The organism is Vallitalea maricola (assembly GCF_036985595.1).
GTDB classification, from domain to species: Bacteria; Bacillota; Clostridia; order Lachnospirales; family Vallitaleaceae; genus Vallitalea; species Vallitalea maricola.
On the sequence record NZ_BTPU01000002.1, the window covers coordinates 36,827 to 57,496 of the forward strand.

Genomic DNA, 20,670 nt, shown 5'->3' on the forward strand with positions numbered 1-20,670 from the left:
CAAAAATTGACTTTGCATCTTCATATATTAGTATAGCTTCATAACTACAAATTTTATATAGGAATCTTATTTCATATGAATAATCTTTATTAGAGTGAGTTTGATTTTAGATAATTCAATAATGTATCAACTGTAGTAAAAGCCAAACTTGTTACTGTGTCCGCACATCCATAATATAATACTATCCTTCCAGTACCAGCATCTGTTAGTGCGGCACATGGGAATATAACATTCGGTACGTCACCAATGCATTCGTAATCTGTTGTTGGTGTCATTATATAGTCTTTTGATCTGTATTTTACCTTCCATGGTTCATTAATATCAAGTAATGCACAACCCATTCTATAGACAAATCCATTGCATGTAGTAATTACCCCATGATATATCAATAACCATCCTTCATCTGTCTCAATAGGAATTGGTCCAGGACCTATCTTGGTAGACTGCCAAGCTGAATCATTACCAGGTATAGTAGCCATAACATGACGGTGGTGACCCCAATATTCCAAATCATTACTTTGACTATAATAAATATCTCCAAAAGGTGTATGCCCATTGTCGCTAGGTCTACTGAGCATAGCATATTTTCCATTGATTTTTCTTGGGAAAAGTACACCGTTTCTATTAAAAGGAAGAAATGCATTTTCCATTTGGAAGAATTCTTTAAAATCAAATGTATATCCTATACCTATTGTAGGTCCATGATATCCGTTACACCAAGTGATGTAATATCTATCTTCTATAAAACAAATCCTTGGATCATAACGAAATTCTTTTTTTAATATTTCCATATTGTCACTCTGAAAAACAATAGGTTCATGTTCTATTTCCCAATTAACACCATCTTTACTAAAACCCGCAAAAATATCCATACTAACTGATTTGCTATCACAGCGAAAAGCACCTGCATAACCATCTTTGAATGGTACAACCGCACTATTAAATATACTATTAGATGAAGGTATAGCATCTCGTTTGATTATAGGGTTACTTTTATACCTCCATATAGGCATTTCATAACCTTCAGGTTTTTCCTGCCATGGAATGTTAGATAAACTATTTCCAATAATTTTTGCCATTAGTATGTCCCCCTTACTTTATTTATTTAATATTTATGGCAAGGGTCAACTATAAGCTCTAATCTTTAATGATAATGACTTCTTTAAAAGATTATTGACTTAATCTTAACACTTGCCATAAAAGATTATTAAAATAATTTGTCACATATAATTAGGATGTTTTATTTACTGAATTCATCAACTTGCTGTTGAGCTTCAGTAATTATTTTTTGGAATCCTGCAGCGTTCAGTTCATCTGTTATTGTTTTAGTTAATTCCATTGGATCTTTTGCTCCTGTTAATAATTCACTTCTATATTTTAGATATATAGCTCTGCATTCTGCTAACTCTGTCTCAATGCTTGATGTATCTAAACTGAAACCTATTAAAACTGAAGGAGTAGCATTAGCATTTAATTCTTTTACTTCATCCCATTGATTAAATTCATCTGTATCTAGTTGAGATACATTGAAGAAAGTACCTTGTGTATATCCAGCCATTGTCCAATCAGAGTTGAATTTATGTACTTTTCCGTCATCAGTATATTCAAAGTTTTCACCTTCAAGTCCATAGTAGAATGCATCTCTCACATATGAATCTTGATTCATTAATTCTATAAGCTTTAGACATTTTTCAGGATATTTAGTACCTGAATAAATACCGTTAAGTGAACCACCAACTGTTGTATTTGATACAATAGTATTTGTGAATTGTACTGCTTCTGCTTCTATACCTGTATTAGGTCCCCATGTTGTTTTTGCAGCTGATGGCCATCCTTGTGCAATAAATGCAACTCTGTATCCAGATTGTTCATCAAGTGCTGGTGCATCAGCATTGATTATACCTTCCTTATACCACTGGTGTAATATACTTAATTTATCAAGTATATCTTTTTGTTCTAAAATGTTAACAACAGTTCTTTTATCATCATCAAAACGAACTCCTAATGTTGGTAAACCTGCTTGCATAGTATCATAGTTGAAAAATACATAGTCTAAACCATTTTTATATAACTTGAAAGGTGCAACATTTTCACCGTCTCTTATTTCTTTGAAAACGTCAGTTAACTGGTTAAGGCTTTTAAGATTTTTAATATCTATGCTATATTTATCAACCATAGCAGTATCCCATACTAAATATTGAGTTGCAGAACTATCTTTATATGTTGGTACAGAATATATTTTTCCGTCTACAGAAACTGCATCCCAGTAATCTTTTGGAATATAATTGTATAGATCAGGAGTTACTGTTTTTACTAATTCTGTAATATCTTTAAATGTACCTAATGAAACTTCTGTATTATATCTTGCCTCATTGGTGAAGAGTATATCAAAGTATTCACCAGAGTTGACGATTAAACTCTTTTTATCTTCCCATTCACCCCAAGGAATTACACTTACATCAACATGAGCCCCTATCTTTTCTTCTAAATATTCATTAATATGTTTTTGCCACTTATCATAATTTGTTGGCATTCCATTACCTACTGTGTACCATTTAAGAGTTGGAATATTTTCTTTGCTGCTATCGTTATTTTTTTCTTGTGAAGTCTGACCATCTGTATTATTATCTTTCGTGTCTGTCTTTTTTGCACATCCTGCAATAGTCACTAGCATTGCAATTAATACTACCCATAAAACTAACTTATTTCTTTTCATATGTTTTTCCTCCTTTTTTTGAAATAGACATATTCGTCTATTAGATAATTAGATTATATATATAATATTATATAAGCCTTTGTTTCAACTAATATAATATGATATATCAATGTCAACCTTTTACTGCGCCAATAGTTAATCCTGTAATAAAATATTTTTGGAAGAATGGATAGATACATGCGATTGGTAAAGCAATAATAATCGCAATAGCCATTCTAACCCCTTCTTTTGGCATCTGATTTTTATATTGCTGTAAAGATACCCCTGCTGTAGGATTATTAGCTAGATATTCAATATTCTTCTGTATGTTATTCAATAATGCCTGTAAGGAAAGCAAGTCTGAATCATTTATGTATAAAGAAGATAAAAACCAGTCATTCCAATATCCAAAGCTTAAGAATAGACTTATGGTAGCTATTACTGGTTTGGATATAGGTAAGACAATACTAACAAAAATGTTCAATTGTGAAGCTCCATCTATTCTAGCAGATTCAATTATAGATTCTGGTATTGTTGTTCTGAAGAATGTCTTACATATGATAACGTTGAAGGAACTAACTGCTAAAGGTAATATCAAACTCCAAATAGAATCCTTTAATCCAAGAAAGTTGGTATATACTACATAAGTAGCAATCATTCCACCATTAAATATCATTGGTATGAATACTATCCAAGTCAAAAATCCTTTTAATTTATAATCAGGTCTTGATAATACATATCCCATTGTTGTTGTAAGGAGAACACCGATTATAGTTCCTAAACATGTAACTAGAACTGATATGAATAATGCTTTTAGGATAACATCTGCCTCTTGGTATAAAAACATGTATGCATCCAATGAAAATTCTTTTGGTATTAAATGATAACCATATCTTGCTAAAGATTTTTCTGATGTTATAGATATCATGAATACGAATATAATAGGAGCAATACTTATAATCGAAGTTATAATGAAAATAATGTTAAATATGACATTGGAAGATTTTTTGATTCTATTAAACTTTAGTATTTCTTCTTTTTCTTGATTCTTTTTAGACATAATGTTCAATCCTCCATTCTATATGATAGCATTTTCATTATCTATTTTACGTACAATCCAATTTGCAAGTAGAATAGTAATACAGCCGGTTACTGATTGAAAGAAAGTTGCTGCTGCAGTCATTCCTATAGGTGAAGCAGAACGGAGTGCAGTATATACATACGTATCAAGAGTGGATGCCACATTATATAACGATCCTGGAATACTTCTTGTTATTTGATAGAATAATCCAAAATCTGTATTAAGTATACGACCTACATTAAGAATAAACATCATGACAACAATTGTTTTAAGTGATGGAAGTGTTATGTACTTTATCTGCTGCCATTTAGTTGCACCATCAATTACGGCTGCTTCATATAATTGTCCACTAATTCCTGCAATACTTGCTAAGTAGATTACCATGTTATAACCAATTGTTTTCCATAATTGCATAAATATTAGAATATAGGGCCAATATTTAGATTCCATATACCATTTAACAGTATCTCTACCAAAAAATGATAAAACATTATTGAACACACCTTTATCCATACTTAAAAAAGCATATACAAAATAGCTGACTACAACCCATGACATGAAATGAGGGAAGAACATCATGGTTTGATAAGTTTTTGATTTTCTTTTGCTATATATAAGGCTTATCATAATTGCTAAAGTAACTGGAACTATAATTCCTAAAATAATGAAGATAAGATTATATCCTATTGTATTTCTAAGTAAAATGAATATTGTATTTGATTTAATAAGATATCTAAAATTATCAAAGCCAACCCATTCACTATTAAATAAGTTATAGAGAAATCCTTTGCCTGGAAATGTGACATATTTTTTGAATGCTATAATGATTCCAAACATAGGAAGAAAACTAAATAATATATACCATATTAAAGTAGGAGTTGCTAACAATGTTAATTCAAAATCATCTTTTCGCCATTTTCTTTTTATACTTTTCTGCTTTTTCTGTTTCTTTGTTCCCTTAACCATTACCATAAACCATTTTCTCCTCTCCGTATTTTTAACATATTTATATTTTAACATGTTTAATAAAAAAATACAACTTTTTTTAACATTTTTGTTATTTTAATTGTTAAATATGCTTAGTATATGGGTTATTTTAAGGTTTTTTAGTGTAAAATTAATAACTGTAATAGAAGAAATTAGAATAATTAACATTTATTTTGATAAAATGTTAAAAATAATGTTAACCTAAATGTTAACATTACTGTACTTAAGATGAGTTTTTGCATAAAATATTAGAATAATTAACATGCTACAATTGTTGTACTCTTTTTATCATTATGCTATAATTTATAAAGTAATTGTTAATACTAAAAATGAATATCGTGAGTATTAATGTATATTAGGGTATTAAACACATTTGATATAATAATGTTAAAAGATTATTAATTCATATGTTAAATAACGTATTGAATAGGGGCTGTATAAATGAAAAAAATAACAATGCAAACAATCGCAGACCAACTTAATATATCTCGTGTAACTGTTTGGAAAGTCCACAATAACTATCCTGGAGTTTCAGATTCATTGCGCAAGAAAATACTAGATAAATCTAAAGAACTGGGATATGAAAAATTACGAACTACTGATGATGAAGAAGATAATGGTACAGAGATCCCTAATTACTCTAGTGTAGAAAAAACGACTATATCCGTAATTGTATGTAGACCTGAATCGTCAATTTTTTGGATGGATATAATCCATAATATAGCGAAAACCTTATCGTTGCTTAACATAAACTTAATGTATACATATCTTCCTGCCAAAGTGGGCAAGGATTATAAATTACCTGATATTCTAGTTGATGGAACAGTTCAAGGCACTATCGTACTTAATGTATATGATTATAATATATTGTCATTGATAAATAATCTTGCAATCCCAAAAGTATTTTTGGATATGGTTCCAACCATACCAGTGTCAAAGCTTACTGGAGATTTGGTTTTGCTGGAAGGTTATCATGCATTATTTAACATAACTGATAACATTATTAAAAAAGGAAGAAAAGAAATAGGATTCATTGGTGATATTAATTATGCTGTAACCAACCATACTAGATTTGAAGGCTATGTTGCAGCAATGGAAAAAAATGATTTAACCATTAATAAAGATTTTTGCCTTATCCATAGCATTGGTATATATTCATATGCTGAAGAGATAAATGATTTTCTATCTAAATTGGATAAATTGCCAGAAGCTTTTGTTTGTGCTAGTGATTTCATAGCTAATTTTGTACTGGATTATCTTAAGAGGAATCACTATAGTGTTCCTGGGGATATAGCTATATCTGGATATGATGATAGTAGAGAATACACTCATTTATCTGGAGATTTAACTACTGTTCAAGTGAAGAACGCTGCGTTGGGAGAGAGGCTTGTTAGACAGTTATTATATAGAATAGAACATCCTGATTATCCTACTGAAACAATTAACATTCAACCTAAGATTCTTTTTAAGAAATCTACAGATTTTTAAAATAAACCACACCAGGTCATTCATACACTATTATTGTGTTGAATGACCGTTTTTTATTTATTTTAATAAAATTCTAGAATTTTGCTGATGTTTTGGTTTTTCAATATATAATTAAAATGAAAAAGTATATAAGTTGAAAATTAACGATATATTTTTGTTAATTATTATATATAATTAATTTATAAGTATTTATTTTACTTTAAAAATAACAATTATAGCGTGTTAACCAAGGAAAATTAAGGAGAAGAGATATGAAAAATATATTAATGATTATTTGTGACCAATTAAGTGCTACAGCACTTAGGGCATATGGCAATGATTATGTTAAGGCACCAAACATTGATAGTTTATCTGATAATGGTGTGATATTTGAGAATGCATATACAACATGTCCTTTATGTCAACCTGCAAGAGCATCTTTTTGGAGTTCCAAATATCCACATCAAACAAAAGTTCTTAGTAATTTACCTGATCAAGGATTTGATACATTCTCTACAGAGATTGAAACACTGGGAGATCTATTCAGTAAAAATGGTTATGATTGTGTACATATAGGTAAAAGACATGATTATGGAGCGTTACGAGGTTTTAAAATAATGGATTATGAACAGATAAAGAGTGAAAGAGATAATCCGGCTATAACGGTTAATTACGAAACATTTTATGATGAAGATACAACGAGAAAGATGGTTCATTATCTAAAAGAAGAAGCTTCTGATAATCCATTTTTATTGGTTGCAGATCTACAAAATCCTCATAACATATGTTCATATATTGGTGAAAACGAATTAGGACATAAGGATTTTGGTATTAATAAAGATGAGTTACCTCCATTACCAGATAATTATAATTTTGATGATGCACTTAATCGTCCAGAATTTATACAATATATGTGCTGTGGTCATAGACGACAGAGTCAGACAATTCATTGGGGGGAAGATGATTTTAGACACTATCTATATGCCTATTATCATTACATCGGTGTTGTGGATAAACAGATAGGTAAGATATTGAAAGCTCTAGAAGAATCAGGAAAGAAAGATGATACTATGATAGTATTTTTTGCAGATCATGGTGAAGGAATGGCATCTCACCGTTTGGTTACAAAGTATGGTGCTTTTTATGAAGAAACTAACAGGGTTCCTCTTATTTTTTCAGGAAATAAAGTAAAGGGGAATAGAAGGGTTAATGGATTAGTTTCACTTCTTGATATATATCCAACACTAGCTGATTATGCAGGTATACCAACTTATAAAAAGGAAGAAGGTATAAGTCAATATAAACAGATTATCGGGGAAAGTGATACTGCAGATAATGAATATGTAAGCGCTCAATGGTATGATGAATATGATGGTTACATAGTTCCAGGTAGGATGTATCTTGATAAGGATTATAAATATACCGTATATCGAGAAAATAACAGCGAAGAGTTATTTGACATGAAAAATGATAGATTAGAAAATATCAATTTAGCTGTAAAACCAGAATATAAACATATTTTAGAACAGTATAGGGAAAAGCTGAAGAATCACATAGAAAAGACTAATGATAATTTCTTCAGTCTTAAGAGTGAATATGATAAAAAATATAGACAGCATAAACCTGGTATGGAAAATCACACTGGTCCTAATGCGGTATTGGATTATTCAGAAAGATTGAAATAGGAAAAATAGGTTGATTAGATAATTATATAGTAATAAACTGAAAGGTATAGATTAATTATTTGTTAGCATCAGTAAATATTAACTATACCTTTATTTATGATTTTTAAAGATATTATTAGACGATGAATATGTGTTTTACTAGTTATAGTACTAATAATTTATACATAAATCATTTATTCTGCTATATTAAATTTTCTGATTTTATCAAATCTACACCCGTCTATTTCTGGTGACGAAGAGTATTCTTTCTCATTTACTAGAAAAAATGTATCATCTGGAGACCACCAAGAAGATAGATTTAATTGGACTTCATTATATAAACATTTTTTTGATACAAGAGTGTTTTTATCAATATGTGCTAAATACATACTTTTGTTTCCATGATTTCCATTAATACAATAAAGTATCTTTGTTTTGTCATTAGATAGAGTGTATGAACTGATGTTAGATGAAAATACTACGTTTATTATTTCTTTCGTATCAATATCATATATAAATATACCTCTGTGTTTTTCGTAAGTTCCCGAGAATATTATATTTTTTCCATCATTTATAAAATCAAATTGGCTTATATAATATGATTCGTTTGGACTTTTGTTTAAGGTATAAATTACTTCAGGGAATAAAAGTATTGGTTCATCTATGTTCATTGTTTCTGTATCCAAACTATATATCCCTATATTATGACGAGCCAGTTTTTCATCAATTTCTTTTTCTAGTCCTTTGTATATTATGTGGTCTCCTACAAAATATAATTTATTGTTAGGGAAAGGATGTGTACAATTATTGTCTAAAAAATATGTCCATGTGCCATGATTATTATCATAAGTTTTGAGCTTTCCAGTATCTAAATCTAACATTTTGTTAAGACCATCACCTAATACATATCGACCATTGTAATCTGCAAAGATAGCTTTATACCAACCAGTAATAAGATCGGTTGTGTTTTTTTCAATATCATATATATAGTTATTACGATATTTACTTGTATTACTATTGTTAGTAGAATAAAGTATTTTTTTTCGAACTTCAAATTTTTACCCGTATCTATTTCTTTTAATATGTTTGTATTAATATTATATAGACAAAAACTATCCTCTGAATCTTCACTGTTTTGGATTAGAATCATTAAGTTTTCGTTATCCATAAATCCATAATTTCTAACAGTATTTTCAGGTAAAAAAATTGTAGTCGCATCTTCAATATCTTTTTTCTTGGGTTTGACCCATCTTTAATATCAGAGATATCTTGACATATATCATTAATTTCAGTCTCCTTAGCTTTGTCTTTAGAATTAATAGCACATGATGTTACAAGTATGGATAGTATAATAATAACAGTTAATATTTTAAAATTGTAATTTTTCATTTAGTACCTCCGATTAAATATTGACAGCTAGTTGTCACAATAATAGCATTTACTAAAAATATTAAAGAGTTTAGAGCTACTTAGTTGGCTTTGGAGATAGATTTCAAAAAATAAATCAACGTGATATAAACAGCTCTGCTGTTAAAACACGTTGATTTATTCTGTCCATCTTATAGGTCGATGATAATTTTAATCATTTCTGATATTGCTTTAATTTTCTTAGAGGAACAATCTTTTAATAATGCATTGATTTCAGGACTTAGATAGTCAGCCGATTCTGTATTTATTCCTGTTAATAAATAAGCTGGAGAAATATTTAAAACATTGCTCATTTTAACTAGCATTTCTAGGTTAAGTTTTGTTGCCCCTGTTTCTATTCTACTGATATATTCTGGCGATACTTTGAGTATTTCTGAAACATTTTCTTGAGTCAGCTTCATTGATTTTCTACTTTCTTTTATTCTCTTACCAATCAGTTTATAATCTATCATTTTTATCACCCTATTCAATATATCAATAATAACTGATAAGTTTAATGAACTTATAGGTTAATATTGAACTTATAGGTTATTTATGTTATAATAAATATTATTCACCTTTTGTATTGATATTATTAATAACAGTGATATCTTCGCAAAAATGTATAAGGTTCATGCTAACCCCTTTCTGATATAATCTCTTATTCTTTAAATGGCAAAGGTCAAAGAGATGAAATAGGATGGACTTTATAAAAAATGCAGAAAAGGTTACTTGTTTATTTAGTAGGCAAAGTAATCTTTTTTGTTTTGCTTTCATTGTTATTTGTGTGAATTTTAAAAATATACTAATCGCTAATTACTATATCAGTTTATATAAAAAATGGATAATTTTCTATATAAAGGTAATAAAATCACTGAAAAGTAATGAAAAATCAATCAAAATATAAGAAATAGTAGATAGTTGAGAAATGCACATTTTTAAAAATGTACACAAAAAAGGTTATTATAATTAATTTTTTGTAATAAAAGCATATAAGTTGTAAATTGATGATTTAATTATTGTGTAAAATTATGTATAATCCATGCGTATAGGAGTAAATATTAATGTAAATGAACAAAGCATAGGAGGGTTTTTGGATAATCACTGTAAAATGATGATTGTTTTCATTTGATGATTATTGTTCATAGTGATTGTCTTAAAAAATATGTATTCTGGAACAATAATTCCTTAAGAATTGTTTCAGATATATAAAATAATATAGGAGGTATTGAAGAATGAGAATATTTAAAAAAGGGGTACTAATGTTACTGATACTAAGTATGTGTATTATGCCCATTAATCCAGTACTTGCTACGGATTCACAGAATAATCCTAAATACGAAACCGAGGCAAAAAAATTATATGATTTTGGGTTGATAAAAGGGAGTTCTGAAGTAAATCAGCAGTTGGATTTAGAATCCCCTGTAACGACAGAAGAAGCAATAATATTAGCATTAAGATTAAGTAACAATGAGCAGGAAGTAGAGAGTTTGACAGAGGATGATATAGTTGAACAACTAGGGAAATGCACTGATGGTAATCTTGTATCACCGTGGGCTAAGAAATATGTTGCATATGCTATCAAAAAAGAAATCATAGTTGAATATAAAATCAATCCTAAAAAAAATATAGATGGTGAAAATTTTGCCATGATGCTGTTAAAGCTATTGGGGTATGAAAATAACGAAGATATGAAAGGGCTAGAATCATTAGGAGAAAAAAATGGTTGGAAAACACAACAGATTGAAGAGTTTGATAAACCATTAATCAGAGATGAATTAGCAGGAATGATGTACAAATCATTGAATCTAAGAAATGCCAGTGGTACATCTATTATTACTAACGTTATAGAAAGAAAAGCTGAAGAAATAGATACTAAGTTATACACATTTGAGTCAGGAATACCAGTTGATTTAGAATCAGATAATGATTCTAAGATTTCACTAAGCGAAAAACATTTCAAGGGAGGTTATAGATCCTTAGAGTGGAATTACTCTAAAGAATCTACTTTAGTATTCTCAACACCTTTAGATTTTGACTTGTTTGATGAAAATTCTGGTTCCAATAAATTAGATACATTTGCTTTTTGGGTATACAATGAAAAGCCAGTAGATGATAAATTAACTGTAGAGTTCGGAAGAGGAGATAAGGTTGACTGTTATTTCACATTTGGTCTTGATTTTACTGGATGGCGTACTGCATGGGTATCTTACGAGAGAGATATGCAGGGTGAACCACGTGAAGACATGGATACTATGAGAATTAAAGCTCCAGCTAATGTAGAAGCAGGAACACTTTATTTTGATCAAATTGTATTAGCTAATCCTGTAGATTCAAGACATCAAAATAGAGATTTTCAAGTGCCTTTTGTAAATATGGAAGCTGATAATATGGCTAACAAACACTGGGTATCTCTATACAGATTTTATGACTTAAAGAGCAAAGAAAAGCTCCCAGAAAAAGTTACTGTTGAAGATATTGAAGATTTTAACCTGATATCACAAAGATTATATGATAATCTATTTATCAAAAAAAATGTTGATGAAAAAGCTATGGATGCTATTAGAAAGCAATTTGCTGATTATAGCATAGTCAGAAATGAAGGTACAATAACTGGTAATTCAGTAGACTTGCCAAGTGTAAAACAAATCTACCCAGAAGAACTTATGGATGCTGTATATATTGATTTAAGACATGCTAATGTAAGAAAACAATATACAGATATAATGTATAACATAGCCAATATGTACCATTCCACTGATAATGCTGGTTATAGAAAAGAGTTGAATCAAATATTCATTGATATGACAGAACATATGCTTGATCAAGGATGGGAATTGGGAAGTATACTTGGAACAGTACACCACATCGGCTACAATGTCAGAGGATTCTACAATTCTGTTTTTCTTATGAGAGATCAGTTAAAAGAAGCAGGTTTATTGGATAGAGTACAAAAATCTATATACTGGTTCACTGGAATGGGAAGAATCTATGATTACGAAGATAAAGAACCAGGTAATGTAGATATATTGAATACTACAATACAAGGTATGTTAATCAGTATACTAATAAAGGAGGATACTCCTGATAAAGTAAGAGATTTTGAAGGTTTCTCTGATTGGATGAATAGATGTATGAAAACTACGCCTGGTCTTAGTGGTGGATTCAAGGAAGATGGTTCAGGATTTCATCATAGAAATGGATATCCAGGATATGCTAATCCTGCTTTTAATGGATTGACTCCAGTTGTATATTACATGAGTGGAACAAAGTACCGATTAGAAGAACAAGCTCATGAGCTCCTAAAAAAAGTGATAATGGTGACAAGATTGTACACTAATAAATATCAATGGTTAATCAGCCTTTCAGGACGTGGAGTTGATGGAACTTCTAAAATAACAGATAAATCCTTTGAATTCTTAGCTTTGGCAGGTTCACCAGACGGTAAAGATGAAATAGACCCAGAGGCTGCAGCTGCATACTTACGTTTAACTAACCTTAAAAAACCAAGTAAAACAGCAAAAATGCTCCTTGAGATGGGATATACTCCAGAGGATAATCCAAATGGAAACTGGACTATGAACTACTCTAATCTTGGATTACATAGAAGAGACGACTGGTTAGTAGGGGTTAGAGGTCATAGTAAATATCTATGGGGTAATGAAACATACACTAATTCCAATCTATATGGACGATATATTACTTATGGACAAGTTCAGATTATGAGTCAAGGCGACCCAATAAACAACAAAGATAGTGGTTATAACCCTGATGGCTATAACTGGAACCGTTGGCCTGGAACGACTACAATTCAATTACCAATGGATGAACTGAAATCAGATGTTCGTAATCTTGATGAATTTTCAGGATTTGAGGAAATGCTAATTTCTGATGAATCATATTCAGGAGCACTCAATATAGAAGGGGAGAACGGTATGTTCGCCATGAAACTTCATGAACATCCTAAGTATGATGAGTCTCATAGAGCGAGAAAATCAGTATTTTTCTTTGATGACAGAATAATATTGTTAGGTTCAGATATAGAGAATGACAATGAAAAATATGCAACACAAACAACATTGTTCCAGAATTATTTAGAGAACAAAGATATGCCTGTATGGGTTAACAGTAAAGAAAGCGTCAAGGAATTCCCTTATGAACAAGAATTACAGTTAGATAAAGACTTTTGGGTGATGGACAATAACAATAATGGATATTATATTCCAAAAGGTTATAATGTTGAAGTAACTCGTTCTACTCAAGACTCTAAGAATCATAAGAATGGAAAAGATATAAAAGGAGATTTTGCAACTGCTGTCATAGATCATGGAAAAGCACCTAAGAACCAAGACTATGAATATGCAATTCTTGTAAAAACAGATGTTAAAAGTATAAAAGAGTTCACTGAACAAATGGGTAATGCTGACACTGCTTTATATAAAGTATTACAAAAAGATAAAAATGCTCATATAGTAAAAGATAGATTAACCAATACAACTGGTTACGCAATCTTTGAAGCAAATGACAATATAGACAAAGGTATTGTCAAAGGAGTAGATACTCCAACCATGATTATGACAAAAGAAACTGGGGATTATTTGGTACTTAGTATTGTTGATCCTGACCTGCGATTATATGAAGGAATAGATGCTTCTCAATATGATGAAGATGGTAATAGAAAAGAAGTAAGTATCTATTCAAGAGAGTGGTGCAAAAATGAAAGTAAACCATCAACTGTAAAATTAACAATTTCAGGAGAATGGAATCTACAGAATGTAAATGAAAACTGTAAAATAATAAGTAAAGATTCATTAAAAACTCAGTTTGAGTTCACATGTCAAGATGCAAAACCTATTGAAATAGAACTTAGTAAAAAATAAAACAACATTACTTCATAAACTATGAAAAAACCTATAAAAATAACTGGTTTTTCCTAACAAGTTGGAGTTTATAATGAACAATTATAACTCCTTTCTTGTTTTTTTTGTGCATTAATGTTATTATTATATTTGCATTAGAAGACCATTTATAAATAATATATAAAAACAGCAATTACAGGCTAAACACCCATTTCAATAAGTTCAATATACTTACTATAAAAGATCCATCATTTTTTAAATAACTTAAATAATTGAAAATGTGACATATAGATTAAAGGATGTGGGAAAGATTATGGTACGTGGCAAATACAAGAAGAAATTGAATACAGTATTTTTACTTGTGTTTACATTAATCATTGTTAGCTTTATGAGTATTTTTATGAAAATAGTTATGGACCAGAGGTCAAAAGAATATGAAACCACCATTATTAACACTATCAAGACAACACTTAACAATAGTCAGATAAAACTAGAAGTCATTAATAGTGCATTAGATTTGGTAATGGAGAGTGATGAAGCCAAGAACTGGTCAGAAAGCGATAACAATGAGATGTTTTACTTGGGACTATTAAAGGTCCAACAAAAAATCAGGAAATCATCCTCCAAGGTAAATAATGTTAATTTTCAAATCTCAGCAACCTTCTTAGATGAAGATTCATTAGTTATTACTCCAGTTTCCAGTGAAGCAAAAGACTATTATTTTAAAAAGAATCTTGGTTTGACTACAGAAAAAGTAGAGGAAATTTATGATCATTTTGAAAATAAATCCAGTTATATGGCTTTTACTATCAATAACAGAGATGGTTCTTCACAGATATGCTATATTACAAAGAAAGCATATAGAAAAAGAGATGTTTTATATTTTACAACAATAAATTACGATTCTTTTGTTGAGGAAAATCTAGAACAAGATTGGTATTTATGTAATAATAATGGCATATTTGCAATGAAAGAAGATGCAAATGTACCGGCGAATGAGATTTTTGAAGCTTTTCAAAACAGTGATTTAGCTTCCAACAAATTTATCTACAAGGATTATAATGTTTTTAAACAATCATTTTATAATATAGATTGGATATTATTGTATTCATATAAAGACAAGAATATTGATACGGCAATGATTTTTATATATTTTATGATTCCATTTATAATGCTCACGTTGTTATCAATATTTCTATCAAGAGTTATTACTAACAAATTATACCGTCCAATAAAAGAGGTATTAGATGACTTCTTCTCTGAAGGTAATTATCAGAAGGATGTAGATGAGTTCAAGATACTGAAACAGAATTCTAATATGATAAAAACACTTAACCAGCAGCTGAAATTGGCTATTAGTGAGAGAAATAATCTTATAGTACAGAGATTGAACAGGGATCTGTTATTTGGTATCAACATTAATAAATCTATATATAAAGACCATCTCATAGGAGATGACAACTACTGTGTAGCTGTATTGGAATTTTTGAATAATCCTTACGAAGATGTGGACGATAATATTTTCTTATATAAAAATGAAATTCTTGCATATACGCAAGATATTAACAAGCTTAGATATGCAAATATCAATTACTATACATGTGCTATTATTATCCAATGTGATAAAGTAAAAGAAGCTATTACTATGATACATACACTTCTAGAGACTGTTGAAATAGATTATGATTATGATATCAGAGTAGCTATTAGTAATGTAGCATATGGCACTAAAAAGATTAAAGAATGTTTTGAGGAAAGTAAAAAGATATTAGAATATAAGTTCCTATATAATCAAAGAACAATATTGACAATGAAACAGATTAAAGAAGACTTGGACCGTAATTCCTATTATTATCCTCTGGTTGTAGAGAATAAACTTATCCATAGTGTACTTAATGGAGATATAAAAGCAGTAGAAATATTCAGTGACTTGATTAATGAAAATAGTGCAGGTGATAAATTATCACCAAAGGCATTTAAGAATTTAATATTTGCTATAATCGGTACAATTAGTAGGATAGTACAAGAGTTGAAAATAGACTCACACAAATTCTTAAATGATAATGATGATTTTTCTACTCTTTCTGATCAATGGAACAGAAAAGATATTATCCCGAAATTAAGAAAGATATTAGAAGATATCCTACTATATGTAAATAATAATAAAAAGGATAGTGAGAATTCTATAGCAGAAGAGATGCTCACGTATATACATGAACATTATTGGGAAGATATCATGTTAGTAGATATGGCTAAAAAAATGAATGTATCAGAAAAATATTGCGGAATTTTATTTAAAAAGGCTGTAGGTGACAATTATAAAAACTACCTAAACAATTACAGAATAGAAAAGGCAAAAGAGATAATGTATAGTAATACCAAAATTAAGGTTTCAACATTAGGTAAACAGGTTGGATTCAACAGCTCTAATACCTTCATTAGAGTATTTACCAAGTATACCGGTATGACACCAAAGGCTTTTGCAGAGCAGATTAAGGATCTATAAGTAAAAAATAATAATAAAGAGATATGGTAGATTGCAATCCATAATGAAAAATGGATATAAAATCAATTGTATCTCAATTTTTTTTGTCTATTTTTTAGAACCTAGTAAAATAGCATATAGCAATTATTGATAGATTTTTACATGTTCAAAATGTGTAAATTTCTATTTTTTATTCCCAAAATCATTAAAAAGTAATAGAAAAATGGTTGAAAAATAGCAAAATGTATATAGTTGAAAAATGTACATGAATGAACTATGGATATAAAAAGTCTCAAAAAGAATGTCTCTTTGTACAAAAAGTAAATGAGTTGTAAATTGATGATTTATTTTTTATTCAAAACTATGTATAATTCTCTCATAAACAACTTTTGATTGTGCAAAATAAACAATTGAGAAAGGAAAAAGAAAAGGAGACAATAATATGAGCAAAACAAGTAAGGCGTTACCCATGCATAATAAAGGATATGTCAAAGGCAAAAGTAGATTTACTAAACGATTTAGAAGAGATTGGGATTTGTTTCTTTTATTATTGCCAGGTTTGATATGGTATATTATGTTTGCTTACAAACCTATGATAGGACTTAGAACAGCATTTTATGATTACAATATATTTAAAGGCTTTTCGGGTAGTACATTTGTAGGGTTAGATAATTTTATTCAATTTATACAAGGTGCTGATTTCGCTAGGACGGTAACAAACACTTTGATGATTGCTTTCTGGCAGTTGGTTATTTGTTTCCCTATACCTATTATATTAGCTATAGCGGTTACAGAGATGAAGAACAAGTTTGTAAGTAAATTAACACAAACAGCTACTTTCCTACCATATTTTATTTCAATAGTAGTAGTTTGTGGGATGACAATTAACTTTCTTTCTCCAAGTACAGGAGTTATCAATTTTATATTACAGAAATTAGGGTTTGACCCAGTTTATTTTATGGTAAAACCTGAATACTTCAGAGGAATATATACAACTATGACTCTATGGAAAACAGCTGGTTTTAGTGCTATCGTTTATATTGCAGCGATTATGGGTATTGATCAGCAGCTTTACGAAGCGGCAAAAGTTGACGGTGCAGGGAAATGGAAACAAATTAGACACGTAACTATACCAGGGATTTTACCTATTGTTGTTGTAATGCTTGTACTTAATATAGGTAAAATGGTTAAAGTAGGATATGAAGCGATTTTACTTCTTTACAAACCAACAACATATAGTACTGGTGATGTAATTGCAACTTATGTATATAGAACAGGTATTACTAATGGTAATTATGGACTGGCTACAGCAGCTGGACTTTTTGAAGCATTTGTTGCACTAATATTAGTAGTTCTTGCAAATAAAATCAGTAAACGTCTTTCTGAGACATCATTATGGTAAGAAAGGAGATAAATCATGACGAAATCAAATAAACCAGTTTCTAGAAATGAAAAGATATTCAATGGTGCAATGACAGTAATAGGAATAATTATATCAATAGTTGCACTATATCCTATATTTTATGTTTTGATAGCTTCACTAAGTAAGCCAATATTTGTTGAAAACGGAGATGTAATGTTTTGGTTCAAAGGCTTCAATTTTGAAAGTTATAAACAAGCCTTTATGAAAGATGGTATTTGGATAGCATATGGAAATACTATATTTTATACAGTAGCAGGTGTATTTGTTAATATGTTGTTTACTACAACAATGGCATATGCACTATCAAGAGAAAGATTGATATTTAGAAAGTTCTTTACCTTGATGGCAATATTCACTATGTGGTTCAATGCAGGTATGATTCCATTATATATGACTTTCAAGGATTTCAATTTATTAGATACAAGAACAGCAATAATAGTGGGATTTGCTATTAATACTTATAACCTTGTAATCATGAAAAGTTTCTTCGAACAAATACCTAAATCACTTGAAGAAGCAGCTTTTATTGATGGTGCAAATAACCTTAAGATATTCTCAAGAATATTTTTACCACTTTCAAAACCAGCACTTGCAACAGTTGGTATGTTCTATGCAGTAACAAGATGGAATGGTTATTTCTGGGCAATGAATTTACTTCAAGATGATAATAAAGTACCTATACAAGTTTTATTGAAGAAACTTATTGTAGATAAAGTGGCTAATGAAACAGAAGCTGCAATTGTAACTGCTAATTCATTATTTTCTCCAACCACGGTTATTTATGCAATCATTATCATTGCAATAATACCTATGATGATAGCTTATCCTTTTGTACAAAAGTATTTTAAGAAGGGTGCTACAGTTGGAGCGGTTAAAGGTTAATTTTTACATAACGATTTTTCCACAGCTAATGGTATCATTATAGATATTAGCTGTGAAAAAATAAATTTGACAACTAAAAGAAAAGGAGTAGGATTATGAAAACAAAAAAGATATTAGCAATTTTGTTAACGTTAACTTTAATGGGAACATTATTTATTGGTTGTGGTAAAAAAGATGATAGTGAAAAGGATAACAATACAGATACACAAACAAAAACAACAGCTGATAAACCTGAAGAAAAAGAACTAGAAGGTAGTTTAATTAGTGCTGAACCAAAGACATTTTCTATATTTTTAAATTTCAATAATATGCCTTTTAATCCAGAATGGCAAATTTGGCAGGAAATTGCAAAGAGAACAAATATTTCTCTTGAAGGTGTAATTTCACAATCTAATTCTAATGAAGAAGAAGCATTTAATCTAATGCTTTCATCAGGAAAACTTGCAGATATTATTGGATTCAAGAATCCATCTGAATTAGAGAAATTAGGTCGTGATGGTGGTTTGATTCCTCTTAATGATTTGATTAAAGAACATGCACCACATATTCAAGAGGTACTTGATAATGATGCGAAATTCAGACAAGGTGCAACTGCTCTTGATGGAAATATATACTATATCCCTAAAAATCAAACATTAGTTTCTGCTGAATTTTGGTGGGTTCGTCAGGATTGGTTAGATAAATTAGATTTAAAAGTTCCAACTACAGTAGATGAATTATATGATGTTCTTACAGCATTCAGAAACGATGACCCTAACGGAAATGATGAAAAAGACGAAATACCTCTATTTGATAGAGCTGGATGGAAAATGCCAGATGAATACTTATACTTATGGGATACAAGTACTGAATTCTATCCTCGTGATGGAAAAATGACTTTTGAACCAATGGAAGAGAACTTCAAAATAGGTGTTACTAATCTTGTTAAATGGTATAAAGAAGGTTTAATCGACCCAGAGATATTTACTCGTGGTGCAAAATCTAGAGATATTCTATATAGTGCAAATATTGGTGGTGTGACTCATGACTGGCCAAGTACAGGGAATTATAACAGAAGTCTTGCAGAAGATATACCAGGATTCAATAATGTAAGTATTGCTCCACCAGCTAATCAAAATGGTGAGGTAATTGAGAGAACAACTAGATATCCAGGAGTAGGCTGGGGAATTTCTTCACAATGTAAAGACCCTGTAACTCTTATCAAATTCTTTGACTTCATGTTCACGGAAGAAGGTTCAACTCTAATGAACTGGGGTATTGAAGGTGAAACATACACTGTTAACGCTGATGGAACTAAATCTTATACTGATACAGTACTTAATAACGAGCAGACACCTTTAGGTTACTTACGTTCATTAGGTATTCAATATCGTATTGGTATGTTACAAGATGCTGAATATGAATATGCTTTCATGACACCAGAAGCTAGTGCAGCTGCAAAATTATACAATGGTAATCCACAATGGTATAGAGATGATATGCCTCCATATCTAGATGGTGAATTAGGATTAAAATATTCTTCAGAAGTTGAAGCTGAATATAAGAAGATAATGTCAGAAGTTAGACCATATGTAGATGAAATGTTCCAAAAATGGCTATTGGGAGCTTCAGATTTCGAAAAAGATTATGACGGATTCATTAAAGAATTAAAGAACAGAGGAATCGAAAGAGCTATTGAAATTAATCAAAAAGCATATGACACTTTCTTAGGAAAATAATA

Annotated in this window: 15 protein-coding genes; 7 read left to right on the plus strand and 8 right to left on the minus strand. The window is 30.0% G+C overall.

The window, feature by feature from the left end:
• Nucleotides 1-89 precede the first annotated feature (89 nt).
• From AACQ14_RS00695 to AACQ14_RS00710, 4 genes are all read right to left on the minus strand, one after another.
• Nucleotides 90-1,079: a glycoside hydrolase family 130 protein gene (locus AACQ14_RS00695; protein ID WP_339361640.1), complete on the minus strand. Its 990-nt coding sequence runs from the start codon at nt 1,077-1,079 to the stop codon at nt 90-92.
• Between the two features lie 161 nt (nt 1,080-1,240).
• Nucleotides 1,241-2,716, minus strand: a complete 1,476-nt coding sequence (locus AACQ14_RS00700) for an ABC transporter substrate-binding protein (RefSeq protein WP_339361641.1) — start codon at nt 2,714-2,716, stop codon at nt 1,241-1,243.
• A gap of 112 nt (nt 2,717-2,828) precedes the next feature.
• Nucleotides 2,829-3,755, minus strand: a complete 927-nt coding sequence (locus AACQ14_RS00705; RefSeq protein WP_339361642.1) for a carbohydrate ABC transporter permease — start codon at nt 3,753-3,755, stop codon at nt 2,829-2,831.
• Nucleotides 3,756-3,773: 18 nt separating this feature from the next.
• Nucleotides 3,774-4,748 carry an ABC transporter permease gene (locus AACQ14_RS00710; protein WP_339361643.1) on the minus strand — a complete coding sequence of 325 codons (975 nt, stop codon included), beginning with the start codon at nt 4,746-4,748 and terminating at the stop codon, nt 3,774-3,776.
• A gap of 456 nt (nt 4,749-5,204) precedes the next feature.
• Between AACQ14_RS00710 and AACQ14_RS00715 the strand changes: the two genes are divergently transcribed.
• Both AACQ14_RS00715 and AACQ14_RS00720 read left to right on the plus strand, forming a co-directional pair.
• On the plus strand, nt 5,205-6,251 hold the full coding sequence (locus tag AACQ14_RS00715; protein WP_339361644.1) for a substrate-binding domain-containing protein: 1,047 nt from the start codon (nt 5,205-5,207) through the stop codon (nt 6,249-6,251).
• A 251-nt stretch (nt 6,252-6,502) separates the two neighbouring features.
• Nucleotides 6,503-7,915: a sulfatase family protein gene (locus tag AACQ14_RS00720; RefSeq protein ID WP_339361645.1), complete on the plus strand. Its 1,413-nt coding sequence runs from the start codon at nt 6,503-6,505 to the stop codon at nt 7,913-7,915.
• Between the two features lie 173 nt (nt 7,916-8,088).
• Here AACQ14_RS00720 and AACQ14_RS00725 read toward each other — a convergent pair whose 3' ends face one another.
• From AACQ14_RS00725 to AACQ14_RS00740, 4 genes are all read right to left on the minus strand, one after another.
• Nucleotides 8,089-8,775: a TolB-like translocation protein gene (locus AACQ14_RS00725; protein ID WP_339361646.1), complete on the minus strand. Its 687-nt coding sequence runs from the start codon at nt 8,773-8,775 to the stop codon at nt 8,089-8,091.
• A 17-nt stretch (nt 8,776-8,792) separates the two neighbouring features.
• Entirely contained in the window at nt 8,793-9,062 is a 270-nt protein-coding gene (locus AACQ14_RS00730) for a hypothetical protein (RefSeq protein WP_339361647.1), read from the minus strand.
• A complete protein-coding gene (locus AACQ14_RS00735; RefSeq protein WP_339361648.1) occupies nt 9,044-9,283 on the minus strand; it encodes a hypothetical protein in 240 nt (79 codons plus the stop codon). Before AACQ14_RS00735 ends, AACQ14_RS00730 begins: the two co-directional genes overlap by 19 nt.
• A gap of 170 nt (nt 9,284-9,453) precedes the next feature.
• A complete protein-coding gene (locus AACQ14_RS00740) occupies nt 9,454-9,774 on the minus strand; it encodes a helix-turn-helix domain-containing protein (RefSeq protein WP_339361649.1) in 321 nt (106 codons plus the stop codon).
• Nucleotides 9,775-10,536: 762 nt separating this feature from the next.
• On the opposite strand from AACQ14_RS00740, the gene AACQ14_RS00745 reads away from it, so the two are divergent.
• The 5 genes from AACQ14_RS00745 (at nt 10,537) to AACQ14_RS00765 (ending at nt 20,668) form a co-directional block, all read left to right on the plus strand.
• Nucleotides 10,537-14,181 carry a chondroitinase family polysaccharide lyase gene (locus tag AACQ14_RS00745; RefSeq protein WP_339361650.1) on the plus strand — a complete coding sequence of 1,215 codons (3,645 nt, stop codon included), beginning with the start codon at nt 10,537-10,539 and terminating at the stop codon, nt 14,179-14,181.
• 292 nt (nt 14,182-14,473) lie between these two features.
• Nucleotides 14,474-16,666, plus strand: a complete 2,193-nt coding sequence (locus AACQ14_RS00750) for an AraC family transcriptional regulator (RefSeq protein WP_339361651.1) — start codon at nt 14,474-14,476, stop codon at nt 16,664-16,666.
• A gap of 421 nt (nt 16,667-17,087) precedes the next feature.
• On the plus strand, nt 17,088-18,047 hold the full coding sequence (locus AACQ14_RS00755; RefSeq protein WP_339361652.1) for an ABC transporter permease: 960 nt from the start codon (nt 17,088-17,090) through the stop codon (nt 18,045-18,047).
• Nucleotides 18,048-18,062: 15 nt separating this feature from the next.
• A complete protein-coding gene (locus AACQ14_RS00760) occupies nt 18,063-18,950 on the plus strand; it encodes a carbohydrate ABC transporter permease (protein WP_339361653.1) in 888 nt (295 codons plus the stop codon).
• Between the two features lie 95 nt (nt 18,951-19,045).
• A complete protein-coding gene (locus tag AACQ14_RS00765; protein WP_339361654.1) occupies nt 19,046-20,668 on the plus strand; it encodes an extracellular solute-binding protein in 1,623 nt (540 codons plus the stop codon).
• The last annotated feature ends 2 nt before the right edge of the window (nt 20,669-20,670 follow it).